Source organism: Streptomyces sp. NPDC090088 (assembly GCF_044747345.1).
In the GTDB taxonomy this organism is placed as follows: Bacteria; Actinomycetota; Actinomycetes; order Streptomycetales; family Streptomycetaceae; genus Streptomyces.
This window is the reverse complement of record NZ_JBIVDZ010000008.1, coordinates 141,763-156,263: the sequence shown is the minus strand read 5'-3', so window position 1 is coordinate 156,263 and position 14,501 is coordinate 141,763. Positions and strand designations below refer to the sequence as shown.

General features: G+C 70.8%; 12 protein-coding genes. 5 read left to right on the top strand and 7 right to left on the bottom strand.

The window, feature by feature from the left end:
* Positions 1–96: 96 nt before the first annotated feature.
* Both ACIPSJ_RS34760 and ACIPSJ_RS34755 read right to left on the bottom strand, forming a co-directional pair.
* Positions 97–537: a DUF6114 domain-containing protein gene (locus tag ACIPSJ_RS34760; protein ID WP_401351743.1), complete on the bottom strand. Its 441-nt coding sequence runs from the start codon at positions 535–537 to the stop codon at positions 97–99.
* A complete protein-coding gene (locus ACIPSJ_RS34755; RefSeq protein ID WP_401351740.1) occupies positions 537–1,238 on the bottom strand; it encodes a DUF6230 family protein in 702 nt (233 codons plus the stop codon). The genes ACIPSJ_RS34760 and ACIPSJ_RS34755 overlap by 1 nt, the downstream gene beginning before the upstream one ends.
* 611 nt (positions 1,239–1,849) lie before the next feature.
* Between ACIPSJ_RS34755 and ACIPSJ_RS34750 the strand changes: the two genes are divergently transcribed.
* Positions 1,850–2,494 (top strand): Tat pathway signal sequence domain protein, encoded by a 645-nt coding sequence (locus ACIPSJ_RS34750; protein ID WP_401351738.1) that lies wholly within the window; start codon positions 1,850–1,852, stop codon positions 2,492–2,494.
* Between the two features lie 17 nt (positions 2,495–2,511).
* Here ACIPSJ_RS34750 and ACIPSJ_RS34745 read toward each other — a convergent pair whose 3' ends face one another.
* Positions 2,512–3,459, bottom strand: coding sequence for a lytic polysaccharide monooxygenase (locus ACIPSJ_RS34745; protein ID WP_401351735.1), 948 nt, complete (start codon positions 3,457–3,459; stop codon positions 2,512–2,514).
* Positions 3,460–3,932: 473 nt separating this feature from the next.
* Between ACIPSJ_RS34745 and ACIPSJ_RS34740 the strand changes: the two genes are divergently transcribed.
* Positions 3,933–4,580: a ScbR family autoregulator-binding transcription factor gene (locus ACIPSJ_RS34740; RefSeq protein ID WP_359224614.1), complete on the top strand. Its 648-nt coding sequence runs from the start codon at positions 3,933–3,935 to the stop codon at positions 4,578–4,580.
* Between the two features lie 53 nt (positions 4,581–4,633).
* Positions 4,634–5,794, top strand: a complete 1,161-nt coding sequence (locus ACIPSJ_RS34735; RefSeq protein WP_401351733.1) for a damage-control phosphatase ARMT1 family protein — start codon at positions 4,634–4,636, stop codon at positions 5,792–5,794.
* Here the strand turns inward: ACIPSJ_RS34735 and ACIPSJ_RS34730 are convergent.
* Together ACIPSJ_RS34730 and ACIPSJ_RS34725 are read right to left on the bottom strand one after the other, a co-directional pair.
* Positions 5,757–7,022 carry a cytochrome P450 gene (locus tag ACIPSJ_RS34730; RefSeq protein WP_359224607.1) on the bottom strand — a complete coding sequence of 422 codons (1,266 nt, stop codon included), beginning with the start codon at positions 7,020–7,022 and terminating at the stop codon, positions 5,757–5,759. The genes ACIPSJ_RS34735 and ACIPSJ_RS34730 overlap by 38 nt on opposite strands.
* A gap of 46 nt (positions 7,023–7,068) precedes the next feature.
* Positions 7,069–8,778, bottom strand: a complete 1,710-nt coding sequence (locus tag ACIPSJ_RS34725) for a serine/threonine-protein kinase (RefSeq protein ID WP_401351731.1) — start codon at positions 8,776–8,778, stop codon at positions 7,069–7,071.
* Positions 8,779–9,068: 290 nt separating this feature from the next.
* Here ACIPSJ_RS34725 and rox point away from each other — a divergent pair, with 290 nt between their 5' ends.
* Positions 9,069–10,535, top strand: coding sequence for a rifampin monooxygenase (rox, locus tag ACIPSJ_RS34720; protein WP_401351728.1), 1,467 nt, complete (start codon positions 9,069–9,071; stop codon positions 10,533–10,535).
* Positions 10,536–10,688: 153 nt separating this feature from the next.
* Positions 10,689–12,854 carry a germacradienol/geosmin synthase Cyc2 gene (gene cyc2, locus ACIPSJ_RS34715; RefSeq protein WP_401351726.1) on the top strand — a complete coding sequence of 722 codons (2,166 nt, stop codon included), beginning with the start codon at positions 10,689–10,691 and terminating at the stop codon, positions 12,852–12,854.
* 18 nt (positions 12,855–12,872) lie between these two features.
* Here the strand turns inward: cyc2 and ACIPSJ_RS34710 are convergent, their stop codons facing one another.
* Together ACIPSJ_RS34710 and ACIPSJ_RS34705 are read right to left on the bottom strand one after the other, a co-directional pair.
* Positions 12,873–13,706, bottom strand: a complete 834-nt coding sequence (locus ACIPSJ_RS34710) for a hypothetical protein (protein ID WP_359224596.1) — start codon at positions 13,704–13,706, stop codon at positions 12,873–12,875.
* A gap of 170 nt (positions 13,707–13,876) precedes the next feature.
* Positions 13,877–14,110 (bottom strand): hypothetical protein, encoded by a 234-nt coding sequence (locus tag ACIPSJ_RS34705; RefSeq protein WP_359224594.1) that lies wholly within the window; start codon positions 14,108–14,110, stop codon positions 13,877–13,879.
* Between the last annotated feature and the right edge of the window lie 391 nt (positions 14,111–14,501).

Here is a 14,501-nt window from a genome sequence, read left to right as displayed (position 1 = left end):
TGTCTTGGCCCGGGGGGCCCCGGCCCCCCAAGTCCTCCTAAAAGCGTGGCGGGGGGGCCCCCCCCCCCCCCCCCCCCCCCCTTCTCTTCCTCTTTCTCAAACCGCTTCCGCACCGTCCCCGAAGCCCTGCGTGGCAGCTCGCGCCGCCTTGCGTCGCTTCCGGCGGCTGACGCGCGGCTCCTGGTCCGGCAGCCAGCCGAAGGTGATGCAGCTGCCGACCGCCCCGAGGAGCAGGCCGACCATGAAACCGCCGAGGTTCGAGGTGAGCCAGGTTCCCAGGGAGAGCAGGATGCCGAGAACGGAGTAGAAGAGTCGCTGCGCCGGGTTGAACAAGATCAGCACGCCGCAGACGATCATCAGGGCCGGCAGCAGGTAACCCGCCAGGCCCTGCATGCCGATGTGCAGGATGACCGGAAGGGGTGCCTTCATGGTCACCAGGATCTCGGCACCGGCCAGCACGAGCAGCACGCCCCCTGCGAAGGGCCGTTCTCCCCGCCACCGCCGGAAGCGCTCGCTCCGGGTCCCTGAGTCGGTCATCAGTCGCAACCGTGGTCGGCGAACGACATGTGCAGGTTCGGGAGCTTGAAGACGGCCGCGGTGGCCGCGTAGTTGTGCTGGTAGAGGTTCTCGATCACGACGCTGTCGGCCTGCTGGCCGTAGACGCCCTTCGGACCCTGGACGCCGCCCTTGTCGAAGGTGCTGGCGTCGCGGCCGATCTCGATGTTGTTGAAGGTGGCGTCGCCCTTGATGTCGTCGGAGTCGATCGCCAGGTTCTGCACGGACACCGGCTTGGACCCGGCGCCGGCCGTGAGGAGAAGCTGGATGCCGCCGAGGTCGACGCTCTGGCACATGTTGGTGATCGTGCCGTTCTTCACCACCGACGTGACGACCAGCTCCTGGCCGCCGGTGTCACCGGCGTTGGGGCTGTTCTCGATCATGTTGTCGAGGCTGCCGAACTGCTCGAAGCCGGTGCCGTCGAGCCGGTCGGCGGTCACCACGAAGGGCATGCCGGAGATGGCGAACTGCACTCCCAGGACACCCTGCGCGGTGAAGATCGCGAGACCCGCGGCGACCAGGGTGGCGGGGATCGCCATCACCGCTGCCCGACGCGCCCGGACCCGTCCGCGTCTCTGGTCCCCTCCGGTGACCCCGGTGGTGTCTGATGTTTCGGAAAGAGAACCGCTTCCCGGGTTCTCCGGCGTGTTGTCGGCGGACGGAACGTCCGAGGACGAGGCCATGTCTGCTCCCATGCATTAGTCACGCTGGTTGGGCTTCAGTTGGCGCGTTGTCCTGGCGCGGACAGCGGCTGCCGCGCACGCCTCCTCACAACTCCCGGCGGACGCAAGGGCTTTCTCGTTACGCAGCAGTAGCCATGCCGAAAGTTACCGGCGGTTACTTTTCAGGGTCAAGGCAGTTGTGAAAAAAGGGTGTTGAATATGCGTCAGTTCTGTTCTGACCTTGCATTCCCTTGATCGGTTGCTCAACTCCCTTGATCGGCCTTGACGTTGACGGTTGATCAGGTCTACAACTCTCCCTGGTTTCCTTCGGATCCGTGGCGCCGGATCCGCCGAGCGGCATCGACCGCTTCCCGGCCTCCTCGATCACCGCTCCGCTCGCGGCGTCGGCACGGTCGCTTCCCCCCAGGGACCGTGCCCGAACGCCCTCAACCGGCCCGGCCGGAGGCCTAACCCCCCCAGGCTTTCGGTCGGTCCGGCACGGCTGCCGTTGCCGGTCCGTCACGTACGGAGAAGGCGTCACGGGCCGGCAACGGCTGGCGCCGCACACGCGCCCCCAGAACCCCCCACCTTCACACCCCATGCAAGTCCCCCCGAAGAAAGAGGCAACCCGCATGCGTACGCGTTCTCTCCTCGCCCTCGCCGGTACCGTCGTCGCCCTCTCGGTCGCGGCCACCGTGCCCGCCTCCGCCGACGGCGCGGTGCTCACCACCGGCAGCGCCGGCGGCACCGCCGTCGCGGTCGGTGACACCCTCACCGCGTCGCTGGCCAGCGGCACCACCGCCACCCTCTACTCCAGCTCCACCAGCACCAGCGGCATCACCTGTGCCGCGTCGACCTTCACCGCGACGGTCACCGACAACCCGGCCGCCTCCGGCACCGCCACCGAGTCGGCCACCGCGCAGACCTTCGGCAGCTGCACCAGCAACGTCACCGGCGTGACCGGCGTCTCCAGCATCACCGTCGACAACCTGCCGTACACCACGGCGGTCTCCTCCAGCGGCAGCGTCACGGTCACCCCGCCGAGCGGCTCGACCATCCAGACCACGGTCAAGCTGACCACCCTGCTGGGCAGCATCACCTGTGTCTACCAGGCCGCCAGCCTGAGCGGCACGAGCAGCAACACCGACAACAGCCTCGCCTTCAGCAGCCAGGCGTTCACGAAGTCCTCGGGCTCCATCCTCTGCCCGTCCGCCGGCTACTTCACCGCGAAGTACGCCCCGGTCAGCGACAACGGCGCCGCCGTCTTCGTCAACTGACCTTCTGGCTCAGGCAGTCAGCGTCGACGCAGACGCAATGCCAGGGCGGCGCCGCCGGTGAGCACCAGCACCGCCGCGGCGCCGCCCGCCAGCAGGGGCGCCGACGGGCCCGAACCGGAGTCCGTGTCGGAGGCCACGGGAGTACTGTCGGCGGCGGTGGTTCCGGTCTTTGGGGAGACCGGGGACGCCGCCGCCGTCGTCCGTGCCGGGGCGGCACCGCCCTTCGAGGCGCTCGGGGTCGGCGTGGCACTCGCCCGCGGCTTCGCGCTCGCCGTCGCCCCGCCGTCCTTCCCCGCCTCGCCCCCGGTGTCCTTCTTCGCGTCCTTCCTGGCCGTGAACACCACGTCGGAGCACGAGTAGTAGGTGTCCGACGTGCTGCTGTTCTGCCAGATGGTGTACAGCAGCTGACGGCCCGTCCGGTCGGCCGGCAGCGTCGCGCCGAAGTGGTACGCCCCGTTCGTCAGCGGCGGGTCCTTGACCTCGGCGAAGGGCTGCGCGGGCAGCTCGGACCAGGTGAGCGGCTTCGTCGGGTCGTACCCCGGCTTGGTCAGATACAGCTTGAACGTGCCGGCGTGCGCGATCGTCGAGGCGTACGTCATCGTGAGCCGGGCGCCCGGAGTCAGTTCGGTGGCGGGCCAGTCCGCGCGCGCCAGGTCGAGCCCCCGGTACGCCGCCAGGTTGCCACTGCACAGCTTTCCGTCCGGAATCACCTGCCGGTCCCGGCCGTTGACGTCCGCCACCCGCAGGTTGTCCCAGGCGACGAAGTTCTGCCCGCTCGCCGCGATCGCCGCCTTGCAGGCCGCCGTACCGGCGCTGCCGCCGCTGGGCGAGCAGGCGTAGACCCGGCTGATCGGATCGGTGGGCGCGCCGTGCGCCTGGGCGGGCCCCGCCGCCCAGAACAGGAGCAGAAGCGGAGCCGCCACGGCGGCTCCCGTGACTCTCATCCGGTCGGTCGTCCGAGTCATCGGGGACGTCTCCTCGGCAGGCGCGGGTACAAGGACTGCTGAGGTGAGTACGGGAATGGGGTGCGCACCGTTCAGCGCGGTTGATCACAGGGCCGGTCGGTGTGTACGCCGCCGACCGGCTCGTCCGTTTTATGGACTTACCGTGCGCCGTTGAGAACCAACCGTCCGGCTCGTATCGTGGCGATCACCGATGTGCGCCCGGCTCAGCGCATCGCTTCCGGAAACCGGCACGGACACGAGGGAGGGACGCGTTCTGATCTCGTCCGTTTGTGCACCGTGGACGCCGGTCGCGGCTCGGCGGGCGCGGCTTACACGTGTCCGTCACCAGGTCCGCACAGTTGTCTCCCGCTGCCGCACGGTGAGCTATCGTGTGCACGGGGTAAAAAACAAACCGCATGCCCCGTCGGTTTGAAGCCGTGCAGTCGAGAACACGAAGTCGTGAAGCCGTGATGTCGTGAAGGAGTGTTGAGTCGATGGCGAGGCAGTTACGTGCGGAACAGACCCGTGCCACGATCATCACGGCCGCCGCCGACCTCTTCGACCGGCACGGCTACGAGTCCACCAGCCTGAGCGAGATCGTCGAACACGCGCAGGTCACCAAGGGGGCGCTCTACTTCCACTTCGCCGCCAAGGAGGACCTGGCCCAGGCCATCATGGAGCTCCAGTCCCGCACCTCCGGCCAGTTGGTGAGGGAGATGGACAGCCGCGGCTACTCCTCGCTGGAGGGCCTGATGCGCACCACGTTCGCGATCGCCCGGCTCTCCGTCGACGGCCCGATCCCGCGCGCGGGACTGCGGCTCGCCACCGCGGACGTCACCGTACGGCCGCCGCTCAGGCATCCGTTCACGGAGTGGCTGGAGTTCGCCACGCGCAAACTCACGGGCGCCGTCAAGGAGTCAGACGTCCACCCGGACATCGACGTCGGCGCGGTCGCCCACTCGATCGTCTGCTTCTTCGTCGGCACCCGGGTCGCCGGCCGCAACCTGGAACCGGTGGGACGGCTGCCGCGCAGAGTCGCCGAGATGTGGTTCCTGATGATCCGCGGCCTGGTCCCGGTGCACCGGCGCGCCCGCTACCTGACCCTCGCCACGCAACTGGAGCGCGAGATCAGAACGGCGTGACCGGCGCCCCGCGTTCGGCGGAGCCGGGCGGCCCGCGCGATAGCGTGACGCCCATGCCCGACTCCGCCGCCGCACCCGTGATCCTCGGCACCACCGGCCCGTTCCCGCACAGCGTGCTGGCCGAACGCCACCCCGCGATCATCCACCAGGTGCGGGACGCCTTCCCGTACGGCCCCGAGCAGCACCGCGCCCTCGACGCACTGCTGCGCAACTGCACCGAGGGCGTCATCGAACCCCTGCCGGGCCACGACCGGTGGCACGACTGGGGCCTGGACGACCACGCCGGACAGTCCTGGTTCGACGTGCCGTGGCTGTGGTCCGAGAGCTGGTTCTACCGGCGCCTCCTGGACGCCGTCGGCTACTTCGGTACCGGCCCCTGGCAGGGCATCGACCCCTTCCGCCCGTTCAAGCTCGCCGAACTCGACGCCAAGGAGACCGACGAGGAACTGGCCGCCCTCGACACCCTCGACGACGACCCGGACCACGCCCTGCTGCACGGCTCCCTCTGGGGCAACCGCGCCGACCTCGGCTTCCGCCTCTCCGCGGAGGCGGGCGCGGCCGTCTCCGCCCTGGTCGCCGACGACAGCGCCGCCCTGTGGCCGCTGCTCCGGGGCGGCACCCTGTGCCTGGTCGCCGACAACGCGGGCCGCGAGCTCGTCCCCGACCTGCTGCTGATCGCCCATCTCCTGGACACCGGGCGCGTCGGCCGCGCGGTCCTGCACATCAAGCCGTACCCCTACTACGTCTCCGACGCCACGACCGCCGACGTCCTCGACGCCCTGCGCAGGCTCACCGCCGCACCCGGCACGGCCGCCGCGTACGGCCGTACGCTCTGGTCCGCGATGTCGGACGGCCGGCTCACCGTCCGCGCCCACCCCTTCTCCTGCGCCCCGCTGCCCTACGCCGAGATGCCCGACGACCTGCGCGCCGAGTTCGCCTCCGCCGACCTCACGCTCTTCAAGGGCGACCTCAACTACCGCCGCCTGGTGGGCGATCGCCGCTGGCCCCCGACCACCCCCTTCGCGGACGTCACCGCCTGGTTCCCGGGCCCGGTGGCCGCGCTGCGCACCCTCAAGTCCGATGTGATCACCGGACTCTCCGCGGACACCGAGGCGGCCCTGGACGCCGCCGAGGGACAGCGCTGGCGCACGGCCGGCACCCATGCGCTGATCCAGGTCAACCCACTTCCGTCGGCAGCGACTTCACCCCGTTGATGAAGTTGGAGACGAGCCGCCCGGCCGGTCCCGCGGGCCGTAGCGTCGGCGGTGCCGCCGCGTAGAGCGAGCGCAGTTGCAGCCGGGCGAAGTGGGCGCCCAGACAGACATGCGGCCCGTCCCCGAAGGAGACGTGCGGGTTCGGGGTACGGCCGAGGTCGAGCCGGCCGGGTGCGGCGAAGGCCCGCTCGTCCCGGTTGGCCGACGCGTGCAGCACGACCACCTTGGCGCCCTTCCCGATGCGCCGCCCGCCGAGTTCGGTGTCCCGCGCGGCGGTCCGGCGGAAGGTCAGCACCGGGGGATGCCAGCGCAGCAACTCGTCCACGGCGGTGTCGGCCGGCACCTTCCCGGCGCGCAGCAGGGCGTACGACTCCGGGTGCTCGGCCAGCGCCAGCAGCCCGCCGGGAGCCGCCGAGCGCACGGTGTCGTTGCCCGCGATCGTGAGCAGGAAGAAGAACATCTCCAGCTCCCCGTCGGCGAGTTCGGCGTCGTGCGCGAGGGCGGTCAGCACGTCGTCCGCCGGATGACGGCGCTTGTACGCGGCGAGCCGACGGGCGTAGTCGAACATGTCCCGCAGCATCGCCGGGGAGCGGGGGTTGACCGGCCGGCCCCGGTCGTCGACCGTCCGGGGTCCGGCCTCGTCCGGGTCCTGGTAGCCGATCACCCGTTGCGTCCAGTGCAGCAGCAGCCCGCGGTCGCTCTCCGGGACCCCCAGCAGATCGGCGAGGTTGAGCAGCGCGTACTCGTCGGTGACGGCGGCGACCAGGTCGACGGTGCCGTCCCCCGCCCGGGCCGTCTCCAGGGCCCGCGCGAACAGCGCCCGCGCCCGCTGCCGTACCACCGCACCGAACCGCTCGATCCGCCCCGGGGTGAAGGCCCGGCTCACCGTGCGCCGCAACCGCCCGTGGTCCGGCGGATCCTGATTGAGCATCATGCGCCGGATGAACGGCAGGTCCTCCGGGTCCGGGTCCCGGATCTGGGTCGCGCCGAGACACGAGGAGTACGTCCCCGGGTCCTTGAGCACCCGCACCACGTCCGCGTGGCGTGCCACCGCCCAGAACCCCGGCCCGGCCGGCCACCCCAGCACCTCCGGCTCCTCCTGCCAGGAGACCGGATGGTGCTCGCGCAGCACGCGGTAGTCGTCGTACGGCACCCCGCCCGCGTACCGGCGCGGGTCGAAGACGTCGGGGACGGGCGGTGCCTCGCCGGGGCGCGCGGAGGAGGTCATGGCACCACCGTGGCCCGGGGGCCCGGGTCCGGCAAGACGGCGGAGCTCAGGCCGCCTTGCGCCAGATGGTCATGTCCGCGGTCATGAAGCTGATCCCGGGATGGTCCCAGAGGGCGGTCGACTTCACCTTGACCACGAGCAGCGCGATGTCCCCGGAGCGGGACTTGACGCAGATCAGGCTGCCGGCCGCGGCCACGTTCAGGGTGAGGCTGTGGTTCTTGGAGGCGGTGAGGGAGTCACGGCAGGTTTCCAGGGTGCCCTGGGCCTTGTTGTCCCACACGTTCTCGATGACGCTGGTGTCGCTCTTCAGCGCGCAGCCGATCTCCTTGCAGTCGAAGCGCACGTCCCCCTTGCGATTCTTGCGTTCGACCGGCTCCTTGAAGCTCAGGGAACTCTTCTCGTCCACCCACACCTGGGGATACGCCTCGGGGTGCGGGGCCGTGGCCGAGGGAGTGGTGGAGATGCCGGTGTCGGCGGCGGTGCCGCCGCCGGTGTCGGCGGTGGTGTCGGTGTCGGCGGCGGTGTCCGGCGACTTCGTCGACGAGGAGCCCGCCGACCGGCCGCCGGCCGTCGGATCCGGCGTGCCGGAGGATCTGGTCTCGGCCTGCTGGCGGACCCAGTCGGCGGTCTGCGTCAGTATCAGCGCCATGACCGTCAGCGTGCCGACGACCGAGGTCACGGCGGCGATCCCGATCAGCACGGCCCGTCCGCGGCGGCCCGGGCGCGGTTCCGCCCGCTCCGGCGGCGGGGCGAACGGATAGGTCGGCGGGAGGAGCGGCCCGACCGGGGCGGGGGCGGCGGACGTGACGGTGACCGGGGCCGCCATGGTCAGCGGAGGGTGAGCCGGGGTCGGCGCGGGGGCGGGCACCGCCACCTCGGGTCCGGTGATCTCCTGCCACACGGCCGGTCCGGCGCCCGCGTCGGCGTCCGGGCCCAGCCGCCGCCGGCACCAGTCGACGACCTCCGCCAGGGTGGCCCGCCGCTCCGGATCGGCGGCCAGACAGCGGGCGATCAGCGGACGCACCTCCTCGGGCAGCGGGGAGAGGTCGGGTTCGGAGTGCACGATCCGGTACAGCACGTTGACGGCGGGGCCGTCGCCGTACAGCGGCGCGCCCAGGGCCGCGAACGCCGCCGTCTGGCCGAGCGCGAACACGTCGGTCGCCGGGGTGACCTCGCCGCCCGAGGCCTGCTCGGGAGCCATGAACGAGGGGGTGCCGATGGCGGTGCCCGTCGCGGTGTGCGAGGTGGCGTCGGCGGCCAGCGAGATGCCGAAGTCGATGACGCGCGGACCGTCCGAGGCCAGCAGTACGTTCGAGGGCTTCAGGTCCCGGTGCACGATGCCCGCGCCGTGGATGGCCTGCAGCGCCTCGGCTACCCCCGCCATCAGCCACAGCACCGCCTGCACCGGCAGCGGGCCGCGCCGGGCGACGACCTCGGAGAGGGCGGGCCCGGGTACGTACAGGGTGGCCAGCCACGGCGGTACGCCGTCCGCGTCGGCGTCGATCAACTCGGCGGTGTACGCGCCCCGGACCCGCCGGGCGGCCGTGATCTCCCGGCGGAACCGGCGCCGGAACTCCGGGTCGTCGGCCAGCTCCGGCCGTACCACCTTGATCGCCACCGGGCGGCCGCCCTGAGTGTGCGACAGATAGACCCGGCCCATGCCCCCGGCGCCGAGTCGTGCGGCGAGGCGGTACCCGGCCACCCTGGGCGGATCGTCCGCCTGCAACGGCTGGAACACCTCGGTCGCGTTGTTCATCGGCCCCCGCCCCCTGAATCTGTTGATCCGATGAGTCGACCAACGGCGGCAGCCTAATGGATGGCGTGTGAATGCTTCGGGGGAAGGGGTCCTCCGGCGCGCATGCCGGAAATGCGAAAGGCAAGGAGTTCGTCCGCTCCTCGCCACTCTCAACGTATAGCGCACCGGGGGCCTTGCGGCAAGCCCCGGTCGCTGTTGCAGAATTTCCGGCCGTAGCCGGTACCTGTGGAGATCGGCGATCCGCGCACTGTGCGCGCCTTTCCTTTTCTATGGCTCTATGGGGGATTTCGATGCTCGATGTCATCGTCGTCGGCGCCGGTCCGACCGGACTGACGCTCGCCGGTGAACTGCGGCTGCACGGGGTGCGGGTGCTCGTGCTGGAGAAGGAGGCGGTGCCGACCGGGCAGTCCCGCGCGCTCGGGCTGCACGCGCGCAGTGTCGAGATTTTGGACCAGCGCGGGCTGCTCGAGCGGTTCCTCCCGCTCGGCCGGAAGTTCGCCACCGGCGGTTTTTTCGCCGGCATTCCGGCGCCCTGGCCCGACCGCTTGGACACCGCGCATTCGTACGTTCTCGGCATTCCGCAAACCGTCACCGAGCGCCTGCTGGCCGAGCGGGCCGTCGAACTCGGCGCCGAGATCCGGCGCGGCGCCGAACTGACCGGACTGGCCCAGGACGAGCACGGTGTCACCGTCGAACTGGACGGTGGGGGAAGCTCCGCCAGTGAGGGCGCAGCCGGCGGGGGAGGCACGCGGTTGCGCGCTCGCTACCTCGTCGGCTGCGACGGCGGCCGCAGCACCGTACGCCGGCTGCTCGGCGTCGCCTTCCCCGGCGAACCGGCCGCCAACGAGACCTGGCTGGGCGAGCTGGAGGTGGCCGTACCGCCGGAGGAGCTGGCCGCCGTGGTGGCCGAGGTCCGCAGGACCAGTGCCCGGTTCGGCGTCATGCCCCGCGAGGACGGCGTGCACCGCGTCATCGTGCCCGCCGCGGGGGTGTCCGAGGACCGCGCGGTCCCGCCCACCCTGGAGGAGTTCAGGCTGCGGCTGCGGGAGTTCGCCGGCACCGACCTCGGTGTGCACTCCCCGCGCTGGATCTCCCGTTTCGGCGACGCCACCCGGCTCGCCGAGCGCTACCGGTCGGGCCGGGTGCTGCTGGCCGGCGACGCGGCGCACATCCACCCGCCGACCGGCGGACAGGGCCTCAACCTCGGCATCCAGGACGCCTTCAACCTCGGCTGGAAACTCGCCGCCGAGGTCAACGGCTGGGCGCCGGAAGGGCTGTTGGACAGCTACCACACCGAACGGCACCCGGTGGCCGCCGCGGTGCTGGACAACACCCGGGCCCAGTCGGAACTGCTGTCCGCCGAACCCGGTGCGCGGGCGGTGCGCCGGCTGGTGGCGGAACTGATGGACTTCGAGGAGGTGAACCGGTACCTGATCGAGAAGATCGCCGCGCTGTCCGTCCGCTACGACTTCGGCGAGGGGCCTGCCCTCCTCGGCCGCCGGCTCCGGGACGTGCGGCTGGAACGGGGGCGCCTGTACGAGCTGACGCGGGCCGGACGCGGACTCCTGCTCGACCGGACCGGCCTGCTCTCGGTGGCCGGCTGGGCGGACCGGGTCGACCATGTCGTCGACACCGGCGAGGAACTGGACGCGCCCGCCGTTCTGCTGCGGCCCGACGGTCATGTGGCCTGGATCGGCGACGACCAGCGGGAACTGGTCGACCGCCTGCCCCGCTGGTTCGGCACCGCGACCGGTTGACCACCGGTCCGGCCGTGGCCCGGGGGCGGGTGATGCCCGTCCAACGCCACAGCCGGCGGCCGAAGTTCCCGGATACCGCCCCGGTTCACGCGATGGTGTGATCATGTGCCGCGCGGCGGATGGCCGTCGGAGCCCACGGGTAGGGCCCCGGCCATGACGCAGCCGTTCGAACTCCCGCACTTCTACATGCCGTATCCCGCGCGGCTCAACCCGCATCTGGAGGAGGCCCGGGCCCACTCCACCGAGTGGGCCCGGGAGATGGGCATGCTGGAGGGCTCCGGGATCTGGACCCAGGCGGACCTGGAGGCACACGACTACGGCCTGCTGTGCGGCTACACCCACCCCGACTGCGACGGCCCCGCCCTCTCGCTGATCACCGACTGGTACGTGTGGGTGTTCTTCTTCGACGACCACTTCCTCGACATGTTCAAGCGCACCCAGGACCGCGCCGCCGGCAAGGCCCATCTCGACCGGCTCCCGCTGTTCATGCCGCTCGACCTCTCGACACCCGTGCCGGAGCCGGAGAACCCGGTCGAGGCGGGCCTCGCCGACCTGTGGGCCCGCACGGTGCCGGCCATGTCGGTCGACTGGCGACGGCGCTTCTCCGTCGCCACCGAGCATCTGCTGAACGAGTCGATGTGGGAGCTGTCCAACATCAACGAGGGACGGATCGCCAACCCCGTCGAGTACATCGAGATGCGCCGCAAGGTCGGCGGCGCCCCCTGGTCGGCGGGGCTCGTCGAGTACGCGACGGCCGAGGTGCCCGCGGCCGTCGCGGGGACCCGGCCGCTGCGCGTGCTGATGGAGACCTTCGCCGACGCCGTCCACCTCCGCAACGACCTGTTCTCCTACCAGCGCGAGGTCGAGGACGAGGGCGAGAACAGCAACGGCGTGCTGGTCCTGGAGACCTTCTTCGACTGCTCCACCCAGGAGGCCGCCGACACGGTCAACTACATTCTCACCTCCCGCCTCCACCAGTTCGAGCACACCGCCCTCACCGAAGTGCCCGCCCTCGCCGTCGAGAAGGGCCTCACCCCCGACCAGGCCGCCGCGATCGCCGCCTACACCAAGGGCCTGCAGGACTGGCAGTCCGGCGGCCACGAATGGCATCTGCGCTCCAGCCGCTACATGAACCAGGGCGCCACCGCCCAGGCCGCCCCCTGGCAGACCCTGACCGGCCCCGGCACGTCCGCCGCGGACGTCGGCGGCTTACTCGCCGAGGCCGCCGCGGAACGCCTCCGTGCCTATACCCACGTCCCCTTCCAGCAGGTCGGCCCCTCCCTCCTGCCCGACTTCCACATGCCCTACGAGGTCGAGCTCAGCCCGCACCTCGACACCGCCCGCCCCCGGCTCACCGCCTGGATGCACGCCACCGGAATGCTCGCCGAGGGCGTCTGGGACGAGGACAGACTCGCCGCCGGCGACCTCGTCCTCTGCGCCGCCGGCCTCGACCCCGACGCCACCCCCGAGGAACTCGACCTCAGCGCCCAGTGGCTGGCCTGGGGCACCTACGCCGACGACTACTACCCCCTGTACTTCGGCACCCGGCGCGACCTGGCCGGCGCCCGGCTCGCCACCGCCCGGCTGTCCGCGTGCATGCCGATCGCCGACGAGCCCGTCCCCGCCCCGGTCACCGGCATGGAACGCGGCCTGACCGACCTGTGGGCGCGCACCACCGCCGACCTGGACCCCGACGGCCGGCTCTTCCTGAAGCAGGCCGTCGACAGGATGACCGAGAGCTGGCTCTGGGAGATGGCCAACCACCTCCAGCACCGCGTCCCGGACCCCGTCGACTACCTGGAGATGCGCCGGGACACCTTCGGCTCCGACCTCACCCTGAGCCTGGCCCGCCGCGGCCACGGCCCCGCGATCCCGCCCGAGGTCTACCGCAGCGGCCCGGTCCGCTCCCTGGAGAACGCCGCCATCGACTACGGCATGCTCGTCAACGACGTCTTCTCCTACCAGAAGGAGATCCAGTACGAGGGCGAGCTGCACAACGCGATCCTCGTCGTCCAGAACTTCTTCGGCGTCGACTACCCCACCGCCCTCCGGGTCGTGCACGACCTGATGACCCAGCGGATGCGGCAGTTCGAGCATGTCGTCGCGAGCGAACTCCCCGTCGTGTGCGACGACTTCGAGCTGTCGGCCGAGGCCCGTGAGGCCATGGGGAACTACGTCCGGGACCTGCAGAACTGGATGGCCGGCATCCTCAACTGGCATCGGTACGTGGACCGTTACCGGCCGGACCACCTGGCCCGCCGCGCCCACGGGTTCCTGCCGGACCGGCCACCGCTCGCCCCGGCCCTCCCCGTCGGCTGAGGACGGACCCGGCACTTTCTACTGGAGGGCGGTGTGCAGGCGCCGGGCGCGCTCGGCCTGCCGCGGGTCGCCCAGCCGGTCGAACTCCTCGGCCAGCAGGCGCAGGGGCGACAGGTCGAGTTCCTTCCTGCTGCCGGGCCGGAGCAACTGGCTCTGGTCCATGGATATCTCGTCCAGCCGGCGGATCAACGCCACTCTGGCGAGTTCGGTCAGCCCCTGGTCGGCGGCCAGCCGGGCCCAGGTCGTCAGCGGCCGGCCGGCCGGGTCGCCGGGCACCTCGTGCCGTACCGACTCCCGGAGCGGCGGCCGGGGGTGCGGGTCGAGCAGGTCGTAGGCGCAGTCCTCGTCCGCGTTGAGGAGGAGGAAGTCGGGCTCGGTGCGCAGCAGGGCCGTGTGCAGTCTGCCGAGCAGGTCGACGGGGGAGCGGTCGGGCAGGCCGAGGGCGGCGCGGAGTTCGGCGCGCTCGGCGTCGATGCCGTGGTACTCCCGGATCTCGTCCTCGATCTCGGCCACGCGCGCGAGGATCGCCTCCTCGCCGTCCGCCGGAGCCAGGCCCAGGCAGTCGCGCCAGCCCGGCAGGCCGATCACGATCTCCAGCGCCTCGTCGACGGACGACCCTATGATCCCGGCCGAGCCCTCGGAGCTCGCGTACAGCAACGAGCCGTCCGCGCACACGAAATACGTGCCGCCGGTGTCGCAGCCCGCCACGACCTCAAGCGGGCCGCCGGAGGCGAGGCGGACCGGTTCGAGGTGGCCGTGGGCGGCCCGGTCCAGGTCGAAGTTGAAGGGGAACGCCGCCAGTTCGGCCAGGCGGCGGTGCTGCCGGAGCAGCCGCAGGCAGTGATCGGTCATGTCACAGAACGTAACAGCCGCCACTGACAACGGCCTCCGACGACGACGGGGAACGGGTCGACCGGTTTCTCCCAGCCGGATGTGGCGCGGGCACGCGGGTGCGGGACGGCCTCGGCGACACCGTCCCGCACCCGCGCACTCGGGAACTCACAACCTCGGAGAACGGGCTCTCAGCATCCTTCGGTGATGCTTGTGACCCCGGCGTCGAAGACCGCGCTGGACTTGCCGGTCGGGGTGAGCCAGCAGGAGCTGCCGGAGGCGACGTGCACCCTGACGTAGATCCCACTGGAACAGTGGTTGTTGTAGTAGATCCTGGTGGACGTGAGGCCGTCGCTGAACGAGTAATTGGCGTACGAACCCTGCGGCAGCGTGCAGGCGAAGCTATAGCTCGCCTTGGGGCTCACGACTTTCTCCTGAATGGCGGAGTCGGTCGGTGTTGCCGCCCCGCTGACACCCGTTCCGAGCGCGAGCAGGAAACCCGTCATAGCGACTGTCGCCACTATTCGACGCATTTGCAGTCCTCTCGTGGAGAAGTGGCTTGCTTTGCTCAATTTCACGTGCGGTCGCCAACTATCCATGGCGTCCTCAAAGGTTGCCAGAGATTATTTTCGGCCAGGACCGATGGGAATTGGCGAGAATCGATCTTCATCGATTCACGTTTCGTCCGAAGTTGTCGCAGTAGAAGTGGGTGTTGATGGCAAAAGGTAAGAGCAGTGCAAGAATTGAATGATCCATGTCACATCGGCGGTGGCCCGCGTCAAGCATGTGGTTCGGGTCGCACACGCGGCGCGTACC